This window comes from Streptomyces sp. NPDC006624, from assembly GCF_040611555.1.
In the GTDB taxonomy this organism is placed as follows: domain Bacteria; phylum Actinomycetota; class Actinomycetes; order Streptomycetales; family Streptomycetaceae; genus Streptomyces.
In genome coordinates this window covers 157611-176883 of record NZ_JBEXOM010000010.1, presented here as the reverse complement: position 1 = coordinate 176883, position 19273 = coordinate 157611, and the positions used below count along the sequence as shown (strand labels likewise).

27 protein-coding genes are annotated in these 19273 nt (G+C 68.3%); 1 reads left to right on the top strand and 26 read right to left on the bottom strand.

Going from position 1 to position 19273, the window contains the following annotated elements; genetic code table 11:
• Positions 1-30: 30 nt before the first annotated feature.
• The 3 genes from pgsB to ABZY20_RS20495 form a co-directional block, all read right to left on the bottom strand.
• A complete protein-coding gene (gene pgsB, locus ABZY20_RS20505) occupies positions 31-1515 on the bottom strand; it encodes a poly-gamma-glutamate synthase PgsB (RefSeq protein WP_356442912.1) in 1485 nt (494 codons plus the stop codon).
• Between the two features lie 7 nt (positions 1516-1522).
• Positions 1523-3769, bottom strand: a complete 2247-nt coding sequence (locus ABZY20_RS20500; protein ID WP_356442911.1) for a HAMP domain-containing protein — start codon at positions 3767-3769, stop codon at positions 1523-1525.
• A gap of 206 nt (positions 3770-3975) precedes the next feature.
• Positions 3976-5118, bottom strand: a complete 1143-nt coding sequence (locus tag ABZY20_RS20495) for a CapA family protein (protein WP_356443010.1) — start codon at positions 5116-5118, stop codon at positions 3976-3978.
• A 230-nt stretch (positions 5119-5348) separates the two neighbouring features.
• Between ABZY20_RS20495 and ABZY20_RS20490 the strand changes: the two genes are divergently transcribed.
• A complete protein-coding gene (locus ABZY20_RS20490) occupies positions 5349-6164 on the top strand; it encodes a hypothetical protein (RefSeq protein ID WP_356442910.1) in 816 nt (271 codons plus the stop codon).
• A 17-nt stretch (positions 6165-6181) separates the two neighbouring features.
• On the opposite strand, the gene truA is transcribed toward ABZY20_RS20490, so the two are convergent.
• The 23 genes from truA to rplP all read right to left on the bottom strand — a co-directional run bounded on the left by truA (position 6182) and on the right by rplP (position 19271).
• Entirely contained in the window at positions 6182-7036 is an 855-nt protein-coding gene (gene truA / locus ABZY20_RS20485) for a tRNA pseudouridine(38-40) synthase TruA (RefSeq protein WP_356442909.1), read from the bottom strand.
• Positions 7037-7182: 146 nt separating this feature from the next.
• Positions 7183-7668: a 50S ribosomal protein L17 gene (gene rplQ / locus ABZY20_RS20480; RefSeq protein ID WP_356442908.1), complete on the bottom strand. Its 486-nt coding sequence runs from the start codon at positions 7666-7668 to the stop codon at positions 7183-7185.
• A 181-nt stretch (positions 7669-7849) separates the two neighbouring features.
• Positions 7850-8872 carry a DNA-directed RNA polymerase subunit alpha gene (locus ABZY20_RS20475; RefSeq protein ID WP_003966937.1) on the bottom strand — a complete coding sequence of 341 codons (1023 nt, stop codon included), beginning with the start codon at positions 8870-8872 and terminating at the stop codon, positions 7850-7852.
• A gap of 205 nt (positions 8873-9077) precedes the next feature.
• Entirely contained in the window at positions 9078-9482 is a 405-nt protein-coding gene (gene rpsK, locus ABZY20_RS20470) for a 30S ribosomal protein S11 (RefSeq protein WP_003956432.1), read from the bottom strand.
• A 66-nt stretch (positions 9483-9548) separates the two neighbouring features.
• A complete protein-coding gene (gene rpsM, locus ABZY20_RS20465) occupies positions 9549-9929 on the bottom strand; it encodes a 30S ribosomal protein S13 (RefSeq protein ID WP_004984507.1) in 381 nt (126 codons plus the stop codon).
• 191 nt (positions 9930-10120) lie between these two features.
• Positions 10121-10234, bottom strand: a complete 114-nt coding sequence (rpmJ, locus tag ABZY20_RS20460; RefSeq protein ID WP_003974245.1) for a 50S ribosomal protein L36 — start codon at positions 10232-10234, stop codon at positions 10121-10123.
• Between the two features lie 72 nt (positions 10235-10306).
• Positions 10307-10528, bottom strand: coding sequence for a translation initiation factor IF-1 (gene infA / locus ABZY20_RS20455; protein WP_003948620.1), 222 nt, complete (start codon positions 10526-10528; stop codon positions 10307-10309).
• A 238-nt stretch (positions 10529-10766) separates the two neighbouring features.
• Positions 10767-11603, bottom strand: a complete 837-nt coding sequence (gene map, locus ABZY20_RS20450; RefSeq protein WP_356442907.1) for a type I methionyl aminopeptidase — start codon at positions 11601-11603, stop codon at positions 10767-10769.
• A 133-nt stretch (positions 11604-11736) separates the two neighbouring features.
• Entirely contained in the window at positions 11737-12399 is a 663-nt protein-coding gene (locus ABZY20_RS20445; protein ID WP_356442906.1) for an adenylate kinase, read from the bottom strand.
• Complete coding sequence (secY, locus tag ABZY20_RS20440) at positions 12399-13712, bottom strand: preprotein translocase subunit SecY (protein WP_356442905.1); 1314 nt, start codon at positions 13710-13712, stop codon at positions 12399-12401. Before secY ends, ABZY20_RS20445 begins: the two co-directional genes overlap by 1 nt.
• A 235-nt stretch (positions 13713-13947) precedes the next feature.
• A complete protein-coding gene (gene rplO, locus ABZY20_RS20435; protein ID WP_094054456.1) occupies positions 13948-14403 on the bottom strand; it encodes a 50S ribosomal protein L15 in 456 nt (151 codons plus the stop codon).
• Positions 14404-14405: 2 nt separating this feature from the next.
• Positions 14406-14588 carry a 50S ribosomal protein L30 gene (gene rpmD, locus ABZY20_RS20430; RefSeq protein WP_003974250.1) on the bottom strand — a complete coding sequence of 61 codons (183 nt, stop codon included), beginning with the start codon at positions 14586-14588 and terminating at the stop codon, positions 14406-14408.
• 2 nt (positions 14589-14590) lie between these two features.
• Complete coding sequence (rpsE, locus tag ABZY20_RS20425) at positions 14591-15196, bottom strand: 30S ribosomal protein S5 (RefSeq protein ID WP_094054455.1); 606 nt, start codon at positions 15194-15196, stop codon at positions 14591-14593.
• A 36-nt stretch (positions 15197-15232) separates the two neighbouring features.
• Complete coding sequence (gene rplR / locus ABZY20_RS20420; protein ID WP_010036704.1) at positions 15233-15616, bottom strand: 50S ribosomal protein L18; 384 nt, start codon at positions 15614-15616, stop codon at positions 15233-15235.
• A gap of 3 nt (positions 15617-15619) precedes the next feature.
• The gene (gene rplF / locus ABZY20_RS20415; protein WP_356442904.1) at positions 15620-16159 is read right to left on the bottom strand and encodes a 50S ribosomal protein L6; all 540 of its coding nucleotides are present in this window, start codon (positions 16157-16159) and stop codon (positions 15620-15622) included.
• A gap of 24 nt (positions 16160-16183) precedes the next feature.
• Positions 16184-16582 carry a 30S ribosomal protein S8 gene (rpsH, locus tag ABZY20_RS20410; protein WP_015658459.1) on the bottom strand — a complete coding sequence of 133 codons (399 nt, stop codon included), beginning with the start codon at positions 16580-16582 and terminating at the stop codon, positions 16184-16186.
• A gap of 212 nt (positions 16583-16794) precedes the next feature.
• Entirely contained in the window at positions 16795-16980 is a 186-nt protein-coding gene (locus ABZY20_RS20405; protein ID WP_003948630.1) for a type Z 30S ribosomal protein S14, read from the bottom strand.
• 5 nt (positions 16981-16985) lie between these two features.
• Positions 16986-17543, bottom strand: a complete 558-nt coding sequence (gene rplE, locus ABZY20_RS20400; protein WP_356442903.1) for a 50S ribosomal protein L5 — start codon at positions 17541-17543, stop codon at positions 16986-16988.
• Complete coding sequence (gene rplX / locus ABZY20_RS20395) at positions 17543-17866, bottom strand: 50S ribosomal protein L24 (protein WP_003992365.1); 324 nt, start codon at positions 17864-17866, stop codon at positions 17543-17545. Before rplX ends, rplE begins: the two co-directional genes overlap by 1 nt.
• Before the next feature lie 2 nt (positions 17867-17868).
• On the bottom strand, positions 17869-18237 hold the full coding sequence (gene rplN, locus ABZY20_RS20390; RefSeq protein WP_003998823.1) for a 50S ribosomal protein L14: 369 nt from the start codon (positions 18235-18237) through the stop codon (positions 17869-17871).
• A gap of 103 nt (positions 18238-18340) precedes the next feature.
• On the bottom strand, positions 18341-18628 hold the full coding sequence (gene rpsQ, locus ABZY20_RS20385; RefSeq protein ID WP_010036717.1) for a 30S ribosomal protein S17: 288 nt from the start codon (positions 18626-18628) through the stop codon (positions 18341-18343).
• Entirely contained in the window at positions 18628-18852 is a 225-nt protein-coding gene (gene rpmC, locus ABZY20_RS20380) for a 50S ribosomal protein L29 (protein ID WP_010036720.1), read from the bottom strand. Before rpmC ends, rpsQ begins: the two co-directional genes overlap by 1 nt.
• Positions 18852-19271, bottom strand: a complete 420-nt coding sequence (gene rplP / locus ABZY20_RS20375; RefSeq protein ID WP_004984526.1) for a 50S ribosomal protein L16 — start codon at positions 19269-19271, stop codon at positions 18852-18854. The genes rpmC and rplP overlap by 1 nt, the downstream gene beginning before the upstream one ends.
• Positions 19272-19273 lie beyond the last annotated feature (2 nt).

The following is a 19273-nucleotide window of genomic DNA, read 5'->3' as shown; positions in this document are numbered from 1 at the left end:
TGCGGGCCGGCTCGCCCCGTCCGCGGGACGTCAGGGACGGGGCGGCCGGCCCCCGTCGTCGGCCGGGACGTGCCCGTAGGGGTCGTCCCGGTACTGCCATCCCTGGTCCGCGGCGCCGTAGGGCCCCTGCTGGTAGGGGGAGGGCTCGTGGTGCCCGGCGCCGGCGTACGGCCCGGACGGCTGGGCCGGGATGCGGACCACCGGGATCTCCTGGGTGCGGGAGGCCTGGTAGCGCTCCTCGTAGGCCATGGGGTACGAGGCGTAGGGGTCGAGGCGCGCCGGCTGGGCCGGGGCGGCCGCGGCCGAGGGCCGGGCGGCGGTGGCGGGGGCGGACTCGTCCGCCGGGAGTTCGGCCAGGTACTCCAGCAGTTCCTCGCCCTGGCCGTGGATGTTGCCGATGGCGACCAGGGAGGAGTCGGCGGCCAGGCGCCCCAGCAGGGCGGGCATGAACTCCTCGGCCGACCGCCGCTCGCCCCCGAGGTCGACCGCGCGGTCGCGCCACTCGGCGGGGATGGCGTCGATCGCGCTCTTGGCCGGGTGCCCGATCACGAAGACGTGGTCCGGCTGCAGGTCGGGGATGATCTCGCCCATCTGGCCGTTGCGCTCCACGCGGTCCGGCCGGCAGTTGATCACGACGTTCAGCGGCCGGTGGATGGCTCCCAGGTCGAGCAGCTGGTTGATGTTCATCAGCGTCGACTCGGGGTCGTTGGCCGCGAAGACGTTGGCGAAGGCCAGCCGCTTGCCCTCGGGCGTCGCGTAGCGCTCGACGGACAGCACGCCCGGGTCCGGCGGGGCGTCGTACATACCCTGCAGGGCGACCTGCCGTTCCACGCCGAGCAGCTCGGCCACGACCAGGGCGATGGCGACGTTCTCCTTGAAGGTGAACCAGCTGAAGCCGCGCAGTTCCTCGTCGGTGACGGTCTCCGGGTCGGCGTAGATCAACTGGCAGTTCCGGGCGTCCGCCTCCTCCTGGAGGATGTGGAAGCGCTCCTTCTCCGCGGTGACGCAGATGCCGTCCTCGGGCATGGAGCGGCACAGCGACCGCGCCACGTCGTCGAGGGTGGGGCCCATCTCGGCGAGGTGGTCCTCACGGACGTTGCACAGCACGCCGATCGTGGAGCGGATCAGCTTGCTCTGGTTCACCTCCTGCAGGGCCGGCATGACGGCCATGCACTCGATGACGAGGGCGTCGGGCCGGTAGGTGGCGGCCCGGCGCACGATGCCGATCTGCTCCACCACGTTGGCGATGCCGAACTTGCGGTAGACCGGCTCCTCGGTGGCGTCGGGGTGGATGAAGCGGGCCGCCGTGCCGGTGGTCTTCGCCACGGTCACCAGGTCGCCGCCGCGCAGCGCCCCGGCGCACAGCCGGGTGATGGAGGACTTGCCGCGGATGCCGTTCACGAGCACGCGGGAGGGGATGCTGTGCAGGGCGGCGTAGTGCCGGCGCTGTTCCACGATGCCCGCCACGAGCAGCAGCAGGCTGCCGGTGAGCAGGACGAAGTACAGATAGAGCACGGCTGGGTCACCTTCCCCGAACGCCGGCCTCCGGCTCGACGAGCCGGCGCGCCTGGGTCTGCTTACGGGCCTGGAGTTGCTGACGCAGCAGTTCGAGGCTGCGGACGACGGCGCCCACCTCGTCCTGGTAGCGCGGGTAGAGCACGGACTTGAGGTCGCCGTCGGCCAGCTTCTCGGCACCGGCCGCCAGGGCCCGCATCGGCCGGGCCACGACGAGGTACACCCAGCCGAGGCAGACGACGATCAGGGCCAGACCGAGCAGTCCGGCCAGGACGCTGCGGTCCTCGCGCTGGTACGGGGTGATCTTGAAGTCCTCGGCGTTCTGCCAGCTGACCACGGTCCAGCCGATGTCGGCGGCCACTCCGCCGCCGGAGAACGGGGCGGCCGCGGCGACCGTGGTCCCGCGTCCCTCGCGGATGAGCAGGCCGTTCTCGACCGGGCCCGCACCGGTGACCACGTTGCCCGCCTTGACCAGGTCGGTGAGCGCCTCGCGCGGCAGCTCCTCGAAGGCCAGGAAGCCGTCGCCGGCGGCGAGGGTCCGCGCCTCGGCGTCCACCACGCGGACCTCGCCGAGCCCGGGCCGCTTCAGCAGCGAGTTGAGGAACTCGATCCTGACCTCGCCGACCAGGGTCGTCCCCTTGTGGTCCGGCAGCGGTGCCGCGGCCTGCACGACCGGCTTCTTCTCGCCCTTTCCGGTGACCCGGATCAGCGGCAGGTCGTCCGCGGCGGCGAATCCGGCGCGCGGCTCCCTGCCCGCGCGGGCGACGACGTCGCCGTCCTCGTCGAGCAGGTACAGCGACTGGTACCGGCTGTGCTCGCGCAGGGTCTCCTCGAGCAGGGCCGGGACGGAACCGGCATCGTCCGGGTCGATCAGCCGGGACGTGGAGACCAGGTCGGCCTGGGCCTCGTTGAGCGCCCGGCGCACCCGGTCGGCGATCAGGTCGGTCCGGTCGCGCTGGTCGTTGACCATGGAGGCCGGGATGCTGACGGAGTCGTCGGTGCGGTTCAGCAGGAGGCCGGTGGGCACGCACCACAGCAACAGCAGTAGGGCGGTCAGCGCGAGCGCCCCGCGTACTCCGAAGGGCGTCCTGCGGTTCCGGCCGCCGACGGGGTCGCCGCCCGCACCGCCCAGTTGCCCGCGCAACCGCTCCAGGGCGGAACCGATGCGCGCGGCCTCCCCCCAGCGGGGCACGGACAGCGGACGCGTCAGGTCGCCCCGGGCCAGCCGCCGAGACTCCAGGAACAGCCGCAGCAGCGGCCGCTGCACGGTCGCCCAGAGCACGGCGGCCGCGAGCAGGCCGAGCACCACGAGTGCTCCCGCGGCCATCAGCCCGTACAGCTCCCGGCCGGGCGTGGCCGCATGCTGCTGGACCACGGGAAGCAGGGCCACGACGGTGAGCCCGAGCCCGGCGCCGACGCTCTTCTTCTCCTCGGGGTCGGAAGAGGCCAGGGAGGCGTAACCGGCTGTGGCGGTGCGGCCGTTGTAGCTCTCGCCGAGCAGGGTCCCGCTGACACCGGGGTAGCCGTGCGAGCCCGGCTCCCTGGCGCTGATCGGGTCCTGCTCGGCTTCCTCGGCCGCCCGGGCCGACAGCTCGCTCATCTGCTTCTGGAGCCAGGCAAGCTCCTTGCGGCCCTGATCCGAGTTGATGTTCTCGGACTGCTCGAAGCCGGCGGTGGCGAGGATCTCACCGCCGGTGGCGACGACGGCCATGGAGCGGAACTGGCCCAGGGTGATGGCGGGCACGGACAGACTGTTGGACGCGATCAGCAGGTGCTGGGACCTGCCCTCGGAGCCGAGGACCGCCATGGTCATCAGGCGCACGTCACCGGTCTTCAGCCGCACCATCCGGGGCTTGAGCGCCCGGTCGCCGGTGAGGACCTCCTTGTCCAGCCATGCGAGGGGAATCGTTTCCCCTCTGGCGGCCAGCACCTTACCGCTCTGCAGGTCCAGAACGGTGGTGCCCGTCCACTTCTGGTACGTCTTGCCCAGGTCGGACAGGACCTGCTCGGGCTTCACCGGCGGCCCGGCGTTCAGCGCGGCGGCGGTGCGGTTCAGGTCGGTGACCCGCTCGTCGATCGAGGCGCGCAGCGCGATGGCGCCGTCCTCCGCGAAGTGCTGCTGGGAGGACCGCACGGCCTCTGGCACGACCGGTTCCCCGGCGGGGCCGAGCACCTTGGCGGTGAGGCCCGCGAGGGCGAGCACGAGCACGCAGAGCAGGGCTATCGGGGGACGGATGCCTCCCAGGAGCGGCATGTCCGCTCGTCTGCGGCTGCGCCGCCGCCCGCGCTTCACGGGGCGTGCGGCACGAGTCGATGTCACCGGTGGTCTCCTCCGACCTCTACGGAGACGGCGTCTGCCGATCACACCGCCGAGGACCCGGGGGGCATGACAAGCCGTCATTTGAAAGACTCCTGGGCAGCGGCGAGGTTGCATCCGCCGCCCGGCGATGCGCTGTGGCGCTAGTCACGCTCCACTTCGAGTTCCTTCAGACCCTCGCCTCCCGGCGCCCCGCGGTTGTACAGGAAGCCACGCGTCCGATCGGCCGCCAGCCGGTAGCGGGCGAGCCGCTGCTCCGAGAGGTCCCCCGGCTCTTTCAGGGCGCGCCGCACATCCACCACCCGGTGATCCGTGACCGCGCCGCCGGGCGCCTTCTCGCCGGCCTCCAACTCGGGCGGGATCTCCACCAGAGTCGTGGCGTAACGGGCCGAGACGTCCCATCCGTCCGTCGTCTCACGGAAATCGAACCAGCCGATCGCGCCCTCCTCGGTGAGCCCGCTGGGCGAGGAGTGGCGGGCCACGTGGTTGCCCAGGCCGTAGGCGACCCAGGTGCCGTTCACCTTCTGGATCGGCTGGACCACGTGCGCGTGGTGCCCTATCACCAGGTCGATGCCCGTCTCCGTGGTGAGCCGCTCCGCCAGCCGCAACTGCCCCACGCCCGGTTCGTTGTGGTGCTCGGCCCCCCAGTGGACCGAGAGGATCACCACTTCGGCCCCCTTCTTCCGGGCCTTGGCCTCGGCCTCCCTGATGGCGTCCGTGCCGAGTTTGTTGAACGCCCACTTCTGCTTCTCGGGCGCCGGATGGGCGAACGACTCCCAGGAGAAGGACAGGTGGGCGACCTTCACACCCTCGACGTCACGGATGGCGACCCGCTCCGCCTCCTCGGGCGTGCGGGCGGAGCCGGTGTGACCGAGGCCGGCCTCGTCCATGGCGTTCAGGGTGCGGCGTACGGCTGGCAGACCGTGGTCGAAGGTGTGGTTGGAGGCCGTCGAACAGGTGTCGTAGCCCACGTCCTTGAGCGATGTCAGGATCTGCGGTGGGACGAGGAACTCCGGATACCCCTCGAAGGGCCCCCGCGGTTTCCCGACGGGTGTCTCCATGTGACAGATGGCCAGGTCGGCCTTGCTGATGACCGGCTTGACACCGGCGAGCAGCGGTCCGAAGTCCAGCCCGGCCTCTCCCCTGCCGGTCTTCTTGGCATCCTTGGCGGCCTGGTCGACCAGCTCGGGGTGGATCAGCACGTCACCGGTGGCGGCCACGGTGAAAGAGCGCCCGCCTGGCTTCACCTGCGGCGTGGAAGCCGAGGAGGTGCACGCGCTCGTCACGGCGAGGGTGGCCGCGAAGGCCGTCGCCGCCCGAGCGATCCGGAGAGGATTACGAAATGTCACCGCATCATGTTTACATGGGCCACACACGCACCACGGACACTGCCATCACAAGACAGTCACATTTGACTCGCATTGTTGCCCAAGTCGGACTCGTCTTGGCCTTGTTCGGCTGCCAGTCGACCACGGACCGGTCAACGGACGATGCCATTCCGCCCGCCCGGGAGCTGGTGGACCTCCGCGACAGGATCCTCACGTACACGGCGGACCTGAAGCCGGACGACGCCTACACCCCACCGGACGGCACCCAGCGCGAGCACGTCGCCGAGGCCGTCGGCCGCCTCCTGGACGGCGACGCCACGAAGGCCGGACGGCTGCTCGCCCCCCTCGGTCTCAAGCTGAACCACCTCACCGACACCGAGTCCGGTCGCAGGTACGACGAGATCGCCGCCGCCCGCCCGGGCAAGGCCGAGCGCTGGGGACGCCTCTACCTGACCGCCGACTCCGACGTCCGCTGGAACGTCCAGGTCCCCCACCCGGTCTCCGACCGGGACACCGAGCGCCTCGGCGTCCGGCTCCTGGAGGACAACCCCGGCGGCTCACTGGTCCTGGCCGGCGCGCACCGCGAGGCCGGCCGACGGGACGCCGCCGACGTCGCCCACCAGGAGGACAGCATGTTCCACACCGTCGTCGTGGAACTCCAGAAGCGCGACGTGCCCGGGGTGCAGCTGCACGGCTTCGCCAAGGAGTCACACCGCCCCTACGAGGCCGTCCTGTCCACCGGAGCCGCGCGGCGCACCCTCACCGAGGCCGCCGCCCTGGCCGACGGCATGGAGGCCGACGGGCTGCGGGTGTGCCGGGGCTGGTCGGCCCGCTGCCCCCTGGAAGGCACCACCAACATCCAGGGCAGGACCGCTGAGCGCCACCACGCCCGGTTCCTCCACGTGGAGCTCTCCGCCGACGCGCGTGGCGACGGCGCCGACGCCCGGGCCGCCACGCGGGCCCTGTCCACTCTGGTCACGGCCTGGGACGCCGCTGACCGGTGAGGCACCGCGCAAGCCCCTCAGCAGCACCCCGCCGACGGCAGCGACCGCTTGTTGCGCGCCTCCTTGTTGCGCGCGGCGAGCAGCTCGTCGGCCGGGTAGCCGACCTCCTCCAGCGTCAGTCCGTGCGGCCGGACGACGTGCACGGCCGAGTCCCGCACACCGGCCGCCAGCACCTTGCCCGGCCAGTCGGCGGGCCGGTGCCCGTCGCCCACGAACAGCAGCGCCCCGATGAGCGAACGCACCATGTTGTGGCAGAAGGCGTCGGCCCGCACCGTGGCGGTGATGATCCCGTCGTCCCCGCGCACCAGGCTCAGCTCCTGGAGCGTCCGGATGGTGGTGGCCCCCTCGCGCTTCTTGCAGTAGGCGGCGAAGTCGTGCTCGCCCAGCAGCCCCCGGGCCGCCTCGTTCATGGCGTCGACGTCGAGGGGCCAGTCGTGCCACAGCACGTGGTTCCGCAGCAGCGGGTCCACGCCCCCCGGGTTGTCGGTGACCCGGTAGGCGTACCGCCGCCACACCGCCGAGAACCGCGCGTTGAACCCGCTCGGCGCCTCCCTGAGCGCCCAGACCCGCACGTCCCGGGGCAGCCGCCCGGCGAGCCGCTTCAGCAGCTTCTGCCGGTGCTCGGCCCACACCGCACGCGGCAGGTCGACATGGGCGACCTGCCCACGGGCGTGCACACCGGCGTCGGTGCGCCCCGCCACGGTCAGCTCGAAGGTCTCCCCCGACCGCGTCACGGTCCGCAGGGCGTCCTCGACCTCCCCCTGCACGGTCCGCCGCCCCCCGGCCTGCTTGGCCCACCCGGAGAACTCGCTCCCGTCGTACGACAGGTCGAGCCGGACCCGGACGTAACCGGCCTCTACTTCGTCACTCACCCCAGGATCCTCTCACCCACACGAAAGCGGGCCCGCCCCCTGCACCAGGGAACGGACCCGCCAACAACGCCCTTCAGGGGCGCGGGGAACTGCGCGAACGACCACGACGAGGCCGCAGCCGCCGACGCACGGCCCCCGGCAGACGCTTACGCGTCCTTGGACTCCTCGGTCTCCTCGGCCTTGGTCGTGTCGACCTGCGCCTCGGCAGCCTCGTTGTCCTTCGCGGCACGCTTGGTGGCGGCCTCGGCCTCGCCGGTCGCCTCCTGCGCCACCGTCAGCGCCTCGACCAGCTCGATGACGGCCATGGGCGCGTTGTCGCCACGGCGGTTACCGATCTTGGTGATACGGGTGTAGCCACCCGGACGGTTCTCGTAGCGCGGGCCGATCTCGGTGAAGAGCGTGTGGACGATGCTCTTGTCCGTGATGACCTGGAGCACCTGACGGCGGTTGTGAAGGTCGCCCTTCTTCGCCTTGGTGACCAGACGCTCGGCGTACGGACGCAGCTTGCGCGCCTTCGCCTCGGTGGTGGTGATCCGGCCGTGCTCGAAGAGCGACTTCGCGAGGTTCGCGAGCATCAGCTTCTCGTGCGCGGCACTGCCGCCCAGACGGGCACCCTTGGTGGGCTTCGGCATGGTGTTTCTCCTAGGTGTCTGCCCCGGCCGTATCAGGTACCGGGGTCAGTATCCGAGCAGGCGGTCGCCCGTCGGAGATCCGGGAGCAGTCCCGAAGGGACGCTCCCGGAAGAGGCGCGGGGAACTGCGCGACAAGCCGCAGCGCACCCGCGCCCGAGTACGGACCGGATGGCCCGAGCTCTCAGTACTGCTCGGTCTCCACGAAGCCGGCGTCCGCGTCGTCGTCCGCACCGAAGGCGTCGGCGGCGGCGGTCGGGTCGAATCCGGGAGGCGAGTCCTTCAGCGCCAGGCCCATGCCCGCGAGCTTGGCCTTGACCTCGTCGATCGACTTCGCACCGAAGTTGCGGATGTCGAGCAGGTCGGCCTCGGACCGCGCCACGAGCTCACCCACGGAGTGGATGCCCTCACGCTTGAGGCAGTTGTACGACCGAACGGTGAGCTCCAGCTCCTCGATCGGCAGCGCCAGGTCCGCGGCCAGGGCGGCGTCCGTCGGGGACGGGCCCATGTCGATGCCCTCGGCGTCGATGTTCAGCTCGCGGGCGAGACCGAACAGCTCGACCAGGGTCTTGCCGGCGGAGGCCATGGCGTCACGCGGACGCATCGCCTGCTTGGTCTCGACGTCGACGATCAGCTTGTCGAAGTCGGTCCGCTGCTCGACACGCGTGGCCTCGACCTTGTACGTGACCTTGAGCACGGGGCTGTAGATGGAGTCGACCGGGATACGGCCGATCTCCTGGCCCACCTGCTTGTTCTGCACGGCGGAGACGTAACCGCGGCCGCGCTCGACCGTCAGCTCCATCTCCAGCTTGCCCTTGCCGTTGAGCGTGGCGAGGACGAGGTCGGGGTTGTGCACCTCGACACCGGCCGGGGGCGCGATGTCGGCGGCGGTGACCAGACCCGGGCCCTGCTTGCGCAGGTACATCACGACCGGCTCGTCGTGCTCCGAGGAGACGACCAGCTGCTTGATGTTGAGGATCAGGTCGGTGACGTCCTCCTTGACACCCGGCACGGTGGTGAACTCGTGCAGGACGCCGTCGATGCGGATGGACGTGACCGCCGCACCCGGGATCGAGGACAGCAGGGTCCGGCGCAGGGAGTTGCCGAGGGTGTAACCGAAGCCCGGCTCCAGCGGCTCGATCACGAACCGGGAGCGGAATTCGTCGACGACCTCTTCGGTCAACGAGGGACGCTGAGCGATCAGCATGTGTGGATCAGATCCTTCAGTCGTGGGCGCCCGCTATTTGACGCCCGACTTGAGCCGCCCCCGACAAAAAGAGGCGGGTACTGCAAGGGTACGGGCGATACGGCCCTATACGGAGCCGTACCGCCCGGCTGTTACATGCGGGGGGCAACCCCCACACCCCCGGCCGGAAGGACCGGAGGCACAGCAAGCCCTGGAAACGCCGGCGTCAGACGCGGCGGCGCTTCGGCGGACGGCAGCCGTTGTGCGGGGTCGGGGTGACGTCCTGGATGGAGCCGACCTCGAGGCCCGTGGCCTGCAGGGAGCGGATCGCGGTCTCACGACCGGAGCCCGGGCCCTTGACGAACACGTCGACCTTGCGCATGCCGTGCTCCTGGGCGCGGCGGGCGGCCGACTCGGCGGCCATCTGCGCGGCGAACGGCGTGGACTTCCGGGAGCCCTTGAAGCCGACGTGGCCGGCGGAGGCCCAGGAGATCACGTTGCCGGACGGGTCCGTGATCGAGACGATCGTGTTGTTGAACGTGCTCTTGATGTGCGCGTGGCCGTGAGCGACGTTCTTCTTTTCCTTGCGGCGCACCTTCTTGGCAGCGCCCTGACGACCCTTGGGGGGCATCTTTTACTCCTACGGGAGGTGGTCGGTCCTACAGCGAAGACCGCTGGACGGCGAGTCCGCTGCGGACTACTTCTTGCCCGGCTTCTTCTTGCCGGCGATGGCGCGACGCGGACCCTTGCGGGTACGGGCGTTCGTGCTGGTGCGCTGACCGCGGACGGGCAGGCCGCGGCGGTGACGCAGACCCTGGTAGGTACCGATCTCGACCTTGCGGCGGATGTCGGCCTGGATCTCGCGACGGAGGTCACCCTCGGTCTTGATGTTGTTGTCGACGTACTCGCGGATCGCGACGAGCTGCTCCTCGGAGAGGTCGCGAACGCGGGTGTTCGGGTCGACGCCGGTGGCGGCCAGCGTCTGCTGCGAGAGGGTCCGGCCGATGCCGAACACATAGGTGAGGGCGATCTCCACGCGCTTTTCGCGCGGGATGTCAACACCGGAAACGCGTGCCATTCAATGGCTCCAGTTACTTGACGGAGGTCTTCCACAGAACCGACTCCCAGCCGCCGTACCAGGTACGAACTGGGTCCCCGGCCTCCGACCGGGGGTGTCAGACGGATCACTGTCCGGCTGGGTCCTGCGTATGAACTGTTCAGCTTGCGTCGCGCGAGTCTCTGCGAGAGGGCAGAGGGATCGGTCGTGCGTCAGCCCTGGCGCTGCTTGTGGCGCGGGTTGTCGCAGATGACCATGACCCGACCGTGACGGCGGATCACCCTGCACTTGTCGCAGATCTTCTTGACGCTCGGCTTGACCTTCATGGGATTGAGGTTCTCCGGGTCAGTGCCGGCGACCCCAGTCACCGCACGCGGTACCTGGGGTGCAGACAAGATCTACTTGTAGCGGTAGACGATCCGGCCACGCGTCAGGTCGTACGGAGACAGCTCCACCACGACCCGGTCGTCAGGGAGGATGCGGATGTAGTGCATACGCATCTTGCCGCTGATGTGTGCCAGGACCTGGTGGCCGTTCTGGAGCTCGACCTTGAACATGGCGTTCGGAAGAGACTCGACGACAGTGCCCTCGATCTCGATGGCACCTTGCTTCTTGGCCACGCTTCGCCCTTCGAATCGACTACCTTGATCGACTCTGTGCGGGTGCATGCAGGCATGCGGGTACACAAGAGCCGACGAGTCAGTCTACGTCAGGGCCCTCGGAAACACGAATCGAGAGAGTCTGCCCCGGCAGAAAGAGCTTTAAGCGCCCCGTGAGGGGCGCGGGGAACTGCGCGACGAGCCCTCACACACCCGCAGCCGCCCCCGGGCAGGACCACCCGCCCTCCCCCGATGGCACTCAGCCCAGCGGATCCGGCGCGGCCACGACACCCAGCTCCGCGAGCTTCGCCTTGCCCCCGTCGGGAGACGTCAGCACCAGCGGCCCCTGCTCCGTCAGCGCGACGGAGTGCTCCCAGTGCGACGACCACGTACCGTCCGTGGTGACGACCGTCCAGTCGTCCTCCAGGACCTCCGTCTTCGGCGTCCCCAGCGACACCATCGGCTCGATCGCCAGGCAGAAGCCGGGCACCAGCTTGGGGCCCTTGCCGCGCCGCCGGTCGACGTAGTTCAGCAGGTGCGGGTCCATGTGCATCTCGGTGCCGATGCCGTGGCCGCCGTAGTCCTCGATGATCCCGTACTTGCCGCCGCCCGGCTTGGGCTGGCGGCGGATGTACGTCTCGATCGCCCGGGAGACGTCGACCAGGCGGTTGCCCTGCTTCATGGCCGCGATGCCGGCCCACATCGACTCCTCGGTCACCCGGGAGAGCTCGACCAGCTCCGGGGCGTGACCGGAGCCCACGAAGGCCGTGTAGGCGGCGTCGCCGTGCCAGCCGTCGATGATGGCGCCGCAGTCGATGGAGATGACGTCCCCGTCCTTGAGGACGACGTCGTCGGAGGGGATGCCGTGGACGACGACCTCGTTGACCGAGGTGCAGATCGTCGCCGGGAAGCCGCCGTAGCCGAGGAAGTTCGGCTTGGCGTTGTGCTCGGCGAGGACCTTGCGGGCGACCTGGTCCAGATCCTTCGTCGTGGCCCCGGGCACGGCGGCCTCACGGGTCGCCGCGTGGATGGCGGCGACGACCAGCCCCGCCTCACGCATCTTCGCGATCTGCTCGGGGCTCTTGATCTGCACCATGGGGGCTACGGCCTTTCTGGACCTTCGGGGACTGCGGACCCCATCAACGATACGGGGCCGCACGCCCCGCCCGGTCTCACACAGCAGCCGCGGCCCCCGAGGGGAGCCGCGGCCGTAGCTGCGTGCAGACCGACTACTTGTCGTCCTCGCCACGCTTGAGCGCCTCCATGGCGCGCGTCGTGACGTCCTCCACCTTGCCGAGCGCGGAGATCGTGACCACCAGGCCCTGGGCCTTGTAGTAGTCGATGATCGGCTCGGTCTGGGTGTGGTAGACCTCCAGCCGCTTGCGGACGGTCTCCTCGGAGTCGTCGTCCCGCTGGTAGAGCTCGCCGCCGCAGACGTCGCAGACGCCCTCCTTGGCCGGCGGCTTGTACGTCACGTGGAAGACGTGCGCCGACTCGTTGCGGCAGACGCGGCGGCCGGCGATCCGCTTGACGACCTCGTCCTCGGGGACCTCCAGGTCCAGCACCGCGTCGAGCTGCATGCCCTCGGCCTCGAGGAGCTCGTCCAGCGCCTCGGCCTGCGACACGTTGCGCGGGAAGCCGTCCAGCAGGAAACCGTGCTCGGCGTCCGGCTGCTCCATGCGGTCCTTCGCCATCGCGATGGTGACCTCGTCGGGCACGAGATTGCCCGCGTCCATGTAGGACTTCGCCAGTTTGCCGAGTTCCGTCTGCTGGCTGATGTTGGCCCGGAACAGGTCGCCCGTGGAGATGTGCGGGATCGACAGGTTCTTGGCCAGGAACGCGGCCTGCGTTCCCTTACCGGCACCCGGCGGCCCGACGAGGACGATTCGCATCAGCGGAGGAACCCTTCGTAATTGCGCTGCTGAAGCTGGCTCTCAATCTGCTTCACGGTCTCGAGACCGACACCCACGATGATCAGGATGCTGGTCCCGCCGAACGGGAAGTTCTGGTTTGCCCCGAAACCAGCCAACGCCATCGTCGGCACGAGAGCGATCAGCCCCAAGTACAGCGAACCCGGCCAGGTGATCCGGTTGAGCACGTACGACAGGTACTCAGCGGTCGGTCGGCCAGCCCGGATGCCCGGGATGAAGCCACCATACTTCTTCATGTTGTCGGCGACTTCCTCGGGGTTGAAGGAGATCGCCACGTAGAAGAAGGCGAAGAAAATGATCAGAAGGAAGTAGAGGACGATGTGCGCCGGGGCATCCGGAAGCGCGAGATTCTTCTCGATCCAGACCTTCCAGCCGGAGTTCCCACCGGCGAACTGCGCGATCAGCGCCGGGATGTAGAGCAGCGACGAGGCAAAGATCACAGGGATGATGCCGGCCTGGTTGACCTTCAGCGGAATGTACGTCGACGTACCGCCGTAGGACCGGCGGCCGATCATGCGCTTCGCGTACTGGACCGGAATGCGGCGCTGGGCCTGCTCGACGAAGACCACCAGGCCGATCACGACGAGACCGACCGCGATGACGGTGCCGAACTCGATCCAGCCGCCGGCCAGCGAGCCCTGCTCCTTGATGGCCCACAGCGCGGACGGGAAGGTGGCGGCGATCGAGATGAACATCAGGATGGACATGCCGTTGCCGATGCCGCGGTCGGTGATGAGCTCACCGAGCCACATCACGGTCGCCGTACCGGCGGTCATGGTGATGACCATGGTGACGGTGACGAAGATCGACTGGTCGGGGACGATCTGGCTCGCCACCGGGCAGCCCTGGAACAGGGCGCCGCTGCGGGCGGTGGCGACGAGGCCGGTGCCCTGGAGGATGGCGAGGGCGATCGTCAGGTAACGGGTGTACTGCGTGATCTTCGCCGTACCGGCCTGACCCTCCTTCTTGAGGGCTTCCAGGCGTGGGATCACCACGGTCAGCAGCTGCAGAATGATGCTCGCCGTGATGTACGGCATGATGCCCAGCGCGAAGATCGTGATCTGGAGCAGGGCGCCACCGCTGAACATGTTCACCAGACCGAACAGGCCCTGGTTGGCCTGTGCGCTGTCGATACACGTCTGGACGTTGCGGTAGTCGACACCGGGGATCGGGATGTGCGTACCCACCCGGTAGATCACGATGATGCCGAGCGTGAAGAGCAGCTTCTTGCGCAGGTCGGGCGTCTTGAACGCCCGGGCGAACGCGGTTAGCACGGTGCCTCCTGCGACCCCCGCGCAACTGCGTCAAGGGTGACGGTCTTGAGGTTCGACGAATAAGTAACGGTCAACTGCCGCTCAGAGTGCCGGAAGTGCAGCACCCTGTGTAAAGAGGGCAGTGCAAGCCACCTTACCGGCGAGACTGCCGCCCTAGGAACGACCAACCGGGGATACCCCATATGTGGGGTATCCCCGGTCGGGATCGCTCAGGTCATCGAGACGCCTGTGGTGTTCAGACGAGCTCGGTGACGGAACCGCCGGCGGCGGTGATCTTCTCCTTGGCGGAGCCGGAGACGGCGTCGACCGTCACCTGCAGCGCCACGGAGATCTCGCCCTGGCCGAGGACCTTGACGAGCGCGTTCTTGCGAACGGCACCCTTGGCCACCAGACCCTCGACGGTGACCTCGCCACCCTCGGGGTAGAGCGCGGCCAGCTTGTCGAGGTTCACGACCTGGTACTCGGTCTTGAACGGGTTCTTGAAGCCCTTCAGCTTCGGGAGACGCATGTGGAGGGGCATCTGGCCACCCTCGAAGCGCTCCGGAACCTGGTAGCGGGCCTTGGTGCCCTTGGTACCACGACCGGCCGTCTTACCCTTCGACGCCTCACCACGACCGACACGGGTCTTGGCGGTCTTGGCGCCCGGGGCGGGACGGAGGTTGTGGATCTTGAGCGGGTTCTGCTCCGCCATGATCAGTCGACCTCCTCGACCGTCACGAGGTGGCGGACGGTGTGCACCATGCCGCGGAACTCGGGGCGGTCCTCCTTGACGACCTGCGTGTTGATGCCCTTGAGACCAAGGGAGCGCAGGGTGTCACGGTGGTTCTGCTTGCTGCCGATGTAGGACTTGACCTGCGTGATCTTGAGCTGCGCCATGATCACACACCCGCCCCGGCACGCGCACGCAGGAGAGCCGCGGGGGCGACGTCCTCGAGGGGCAGACCGCGGCGGGCCGCGATCTCCTCGGGACGCTGCAGGCCCTTCAGGGCCGCCACGGTGGCGTGCACGATGTTGATGGCGTTGTCGGAGCCGAGCGACTTCGACAGCACGTCGTGGATACCGGCGCACTCGAGCACGGCACGCACCGGACCACCGGCGATCACACCGGTACCCGGGGACGCGGGCTTGAGCAGCACGACGCCGGCAGCCTTCTCACCCTGGATGGGGTGCGGGATGGTGCCCTGGATGCGGGGGACCTTGAAGAAGTGCTTCTTGGCCTCCTCAACGCCCTTGGCGATGGCGGCCGGCACCTCCTTGGCCTTGCCGTATCCGACACCCACGGTGCCGTCACCGTCGCCCACCACGACCAGCGCGGTGAAGCTGAAGCGACGACCACCCTTCACAACCTTGGCGACGCGGTTGATCGCGACGACGCGCTCAACGTACGCGGTCTTCTCGGCGGCAGCAGCGCCGCCGTCACGGCCCTTCCGGTCCCGCCGCTCGCCGCCACCGGCACCGCTTCCGCGGCGCTGGGGTCCAGCCATTGGATTACCTCTCTCTTTCCGCTAGCTACAAGCGGCTCAGAACTTGAGCCCGGCTTCGCGGGCGGCGTCCGCCAGGGCGGCGATGCGCCCGGCGTACTGGTTGCCACCACGGTCGAACACGACGGCCTCGACACCGGCGGCCTTGGCACGCTCGGCGACCAGGGCGCCGACCTGCTTCGCCTGCGCGGACTTGTCGCCCTCGCCACCGCGGATCGAGCTGTCCAGGGTGGACGCCGACGCCAGGGTGTGGCCCTTCAGGTCGTCGATCACCTGCGCCACGATGTGGCGGTTGGAGCGGGTCACGACCAGACGGGGACGCTCCGCCGTACCGTTGATCCGCTTGCGGATCCGGATGTGACGGCGCTTGATCGCGGCGCGCTTGTAGGCGTCGCCCTTGAGGATCTTCTGCCCGTATGCCATGGCTTACTTACCCGCCTTTCCGACCTTGCGGCGGATGACTTCGCCCTCGTACTTGACACCCTTGGCCTTGTACGGGTCGGGCTTGCGCAGCTTGCGGATGTTGGCCGCAACCTCGCCGACCTTCTGCTTGTCGATGCCCTCGACCGAGAAGCGCGTGGGGGCCTCCACCTTGAAGGTGATGCCCTCGGGCGCCTCGACCAGGATCGGGTGGCTGTAGCCGAGGGAGAACTCCAGGTTCGAGCCCTTGGCGACAACGCGGTAACCGACACCGCTGATTTCGAGCTTCTTCACGTAACCCTCGGTCACGCCGGTGATCATGTTCGCCACCAGCGTGCGGGACAGGCCGTGCAGGGCCTTGTTCTGACGCTCGTCGTTGGGGCGGGTGACGTTCAGCACGCCGTCCTCACCCTTGGCGATCTCGATCGGCGCCACGACGGTGTGGGTCAGCGTGCCCTTGGGGCCCTTGACCGAGACCGTCTGGCCGTCGATGGTGACGTCCACGCCGGCGGGAACCGCGATGGGGAGCTTGCCGATGCGCGACATAGCTGTTTCCTCCGTTCCCTTCCGTTACCAGACGTAGGCGAGAACTTCTCCGCCTACGCCCTTCTTGCCGGCCTGCTTGTCGGTGAGGAGCCCGTGCGACGTGGAGATGATCGCCACGCCGAGGCCGCCGAGCACCTTCGGCAGGTTGGTGGACTTCGCGTAAACCCGCAGACCGGGCTTGGAGATCCGCTTGATGCCCGCGATGGAGCGCTCACGGTTGGGGCCGAACTTCAGCTCCAGGACGAGGTTCTTGCCGACCTCGGCGTCCTCGACCTTCCAGCCCGTGATGAAGCCCTCCTGCTGGAGGATCTCCGCGATGTGCGACTTGATCTTGGAGTGCGGCATCGCCACGGTGTCGTGGTACGCCGAGTTCGCGTTCCGCAGACGCGTAAGCATGTCTGCGATCGGATCAGTCATGGTCATGAATTGGCCTTCGGCCTCTCTCGCCGGGGTTTCCTGGTGCGCCATCCCTCTCCCCGATCCGAGACGGGACGGGTGCGGCGCGGTGGACCTACGGCGTAGTAAGTCGTACGGGCGCGACAGGCGCCCAACCCCACAAGCCTAAGCCATGCGGGGCGGGCCCCTGTCCACCCAGATGCTTACCGAGAGTCTTCCGGGAATCCCTAAGTGGGGGATTACCAGGAGCTCTTGGTCACGCCCGGCAGCTCGCCACGGTGAGCCATCTCACGAAGGCACACGCGGCACAGGCCGAACTTGCGGTACACGGAGTGCGGGCGGCCGCAGCGCTGGCAGCGGGTGTAGCCACGCACACCGAACTTGGGCTTGCGAGCAGCCTTAGCGATCAGAGCCTTCTTCGCCATCTCGCTCACGCCTCCTTGAACGGGAAGCCGAGGTGACGAAGGAGCGCGCGGCCCTCAGCGTCGTTGGTCGCCGTGGTCACCACGGTGATGTCCATACCCCGGACGCGGTCGATCTTGTCCTGGTCGATCTCGTGGAACATGACCTGCTCCGTGAGACCGAAGGTGTAGTTGCCACGGCCGTCGAACTGCTTGGGGGACAGGCCGCGGAAGTCGCGGATGCGCGGCAGCGCGAGCGACAGGGTGCGGTCCAGGAACTCCCACATGCGGTCGCCACGGAGCGTGACGTGGGCACCGATCGGCTGACCCTCGCGCAGCTTGAACTGCGCGATGGACTTGCGGGCCTTGGTGACGGCCGGCTTCTGACCGGTGATCGTGGTGAGGTCGCGGATGGCGCCCTCGATCAGCTTCGAGTCACGGGCGGCGTCGCCGACACCCATGTTGACCACGATCTTGACGAGACCGGGGATCTGCATGACGTTCTCGTACTGGAACTCGTCACGCAGCTTGCCCGTGATCTCCTCACGGTACTTCTGCTTCAGACGCGGAGTGGTGGTGGTAGCCATCAGATGTCCTCACCCGTCCGCTTGGCAACGCGGATCTTGTTGCCCTCGTCGTCGAAGCGGTAACCGACGCGGGTCACGACCTTGTTGCCGTCCTTCTCCACGACCAGCTGGACGTTGGAGACGTGGATCGGCGCCTCGGTGGTGACGATGCCGCCGGCCTGCGAACCGCGAGCCGTCGGACCGGCCTTGGTGTGCTTCTTGACCCGGTTGACACCCTCGACCAGGACGCGGTCCTCGCGGGGGAAGGCCGCGATGACCTTGCCCTGCTTGCCCTTGTCCTTACCGGTGATGACCTGGACCAGGTCGCCCTTCTTGATCTTCATGCTCACAGCACCTCCGGCGCGAGGGAGATGATCTTCATGAACTTCTTCTCGCGCAGCTCACGGCCGACCGGGCCGAAGATACGGGTGCCACGAGGGTCGCCGTCGTTCTTCAGAATGACGGCGGCGTTCTCGTCGAAGCGGATGTACGAGCCGTCCGGACGGCGGCGCTCCTTGACGGTGCGAACGATGACCGCCTTGACGACGTCACCCTTCTTCACGTTGCCACCGGGGATCGCGTCCTTGACGGTGGCGACGATGACGTCACCGATACCCGCGTAGCGGCGACCGGAGCCACCGAGCACACGGATGCAGAGAATCTCCTTCGCACCCGTGTTGTCGGCGACACGCAGTCGCGACTCCTGCTGGATCACGTCTATCTCCTGGTTGTCTGCCGGTTCCCGGCAGGGGCTTCCCGTGAAGTCGGCCCCTGCCGAGCCTGGCGGAACGATGCCTAGGGGGTCCCCCTAGGAGGGATTACTTGGCCTTCTCGAGGATCTCGACGACGCGCCAGCGCTTGGTCGCGGACAGCGGCCGGGTCTCCATGAGGAGGACGCGGTCGCCGACACCCGCGGCGTTCTGCTCGTCGTGGGCCTTGAGCTTGTTCGTACGACGGATGACCTTGCCGTACAGCGCGTGCTTGACGCGGTCCTCGACGGCGACGACGACGGTCTTGTCCATCTTGTCGCTGACGACCAGACCCTCACGGGTCTTGCGGAAACCGCGGTCCGTCTTGGTCTCTTCAGTCACGTTGCTCTCGCTCATCAGGCGCTCTCCACCGTCTCGATGCCCAGCTCGCGCTCACGCATCAGGGTGTAGATCCGCGCGATGTCCTTGCGGACGGCCTTGAGCCGACCGTGGTTCTCGAGCTGGCCCGTCGCCGCCTGGAAGCGGAGGTTGAACAGCTCTTCCTTGGCCTCGCGGAGCTTGTTGAGAAGCTCCTCGTTGCCCAGCTCGCGCAGCTCCGACGCCTTGGTACCGGCCGACATCACGCTTCACCTGCCTCGCGCTTGACGATCTTGCACTTCATCGGCAGCTTGTGAGCCGCACGGGTCAGGGCCTCGCGCGCGATCTTCTCGTTGGGGTACGACAGCTCGAACATCACGCGTCCGGGCTTGACGTTGGCCACCCACCACTCCGGCGAACCCTTACCGGAACCCATGCGGGTCTCGGCCGGCTTCTTGGTGAGGGGGCGGTCCGGGTAGATGTTGATCCAGACCTTGCCACCACGCTTGATGTGACGCGTCATGGCGATACGAGCGGCCTCGATCTGGCGGTTCGTCACATAGGCCGGGGTCAGCGCCTGGATGCCGTACTCGCCGAACGCAACCTGCGTGCCACCCTTGGACATGCCGTTGCGCTTGGGGTGGTGCTGCTTGCGGTGCTTGACCCTACGGGGGATCAGCATGT

Excerpts from the sequence above, each read along its gene's own strand:
- ABZY20_RS20500 (WP_356442911.1), bottom strand. The coding sequence starts at position 3,769 with ATGCCGCTCCTGGGAGGCATCCGTCCCCCGATAGCCCTGCTCTGCGTG.
- rplQ (WP_356442908.1), bottom strand. The coding sequence starts at position 7,668 with ATGCCGAAGCCCACCAAGGGTGCCCGTCTGGGCGGCAGTGCCGCGCAC.
- ABZY20_RS20475 (WP_003966937.1), bottom strand. The coding sequence starts at position 8,872 with ATGCTGATCGCTCAGCGTCCCTCGTTGACCGAAGAGGTCGTCGACGAA.
- rpsK (WP_003956432.1), bottom strand. The coding sequence starts at position 9,482 with ATGCCCCCCAAGGGTCGTCAGGGCGCTGCCAAGAAGGTGCGCCGCAAG.
- rpsM (WP_004984507.1), bottom strand. The coding sequence starts at position 9,929 with ATGGCACGCGTTTCCGGTGTTGACATCCCGCGCGAAAAGCGCGTGGAG.
- rpmJ (WP_003974245.1), bottom strand. The coding sequence starts at position 10,234 with ATGAAGGTCAAGCCGAGCGTCAAGAAGATCTGCGACAAGTGCAGGGTG.
- map (WP_356442907.1), bottom strand. The coding sequence starts at position 11,603 with ATGGTGCAGATCAAGAGCCCCGAGCAGATCGCGAAGATGCGTGAGGCG.
- ABZY20_RS20445 (WP_356442906.1), bottom strand. The coding sequence starts at position 12,399 with ATGCGAATCGTCCTCGTCGGGCCGCCGGGTGCCGGTAAGGGAACGCAG.
- rplO (WP_094054456.1), bottom strand. The coding sequence starts at position 14,403 with ATGGCGGAGCAGAACCCGCTCAAGATCCACAACCTCCGTCCCGCCCCG.
- rpmD (WP_003974250.1), bottom strand. The coding sequence starts at position 14,588 with ATGGCGCAGCTCAAGATCACGCAGGTCAAGTCCTACATCGGCAGCAAG.
- rpsE (WP_094054455.1), bottom strand. The coding sequence starts at position 15,196 with ATGGCTGGACCCCAGCGCCGCGGAAGCGGTGCCGGTGGCGGCGAGCGG.
- rplR (WP_010036704.1), bottom strand. The coding sequence starts at position 15,616 with ATGGCATACGGGCAGAAGATCCTCAAGGGCGACGCCTACAAGCGCGCC.
- rplF (WP_356442904.1), bottom strand. The coding sequence starts at position 16,159 with ATGTCGCGCATCGGCAAGCTCCCCATCGCGGTTCCCGCCGGCGTGGAC.
- rpsH (WP_015658459.1), bottom strand. The coding sequence starts at position 16,582 with ATGACCATGACTGATCCGATCGCAGACATGCTTACGCGTCTGCGGAAC.
- ABZY20_RS20405 (WP_003948630.1), bottom strand. The coding sequence starts at position 16,980 with ATGGCGAAGAAGGCTCTGATCGCTAAGGCTGCTCGCAAGCCCAAGTTC.
- rplE (WP_356442903.1), bottom strand. The coding sequence starts at position 17,543 with ATGGCTACCACCACCACTCCGCGTCTGAAGCAGAAGTACCGTGAGGAG.
- rplX (WP_003992365.1), bottom strand. The coding sequence starts at position 17,866 with ATGAAGATCAAGAAGGGCGACCTGGTCCAGGTCATCACCGGTAAGGAC.
- rpsQ (WP_010036717.1), bottom strand. The coding sequence starts at position 18,628 with ATGAGCGAGAGCAACGTGACTGAAGAGACCAAGACGGACCGCGGTTTC.
- rpmC (WP_010036720.1), bottom strand. The coding sequence starts at position 18,852 with ATGTCGGCCGGTACCAAGGCGTCGGAGCTGCGCGAGCTGGGCAACGAG.
- rplP (WP_004984526.1), bottom strand. The coding sequence starts at position 19,271 with ATGCTGATCCCCCGTAGGGTCAAGCACCGCAAGCAGCACCACCCCAAG.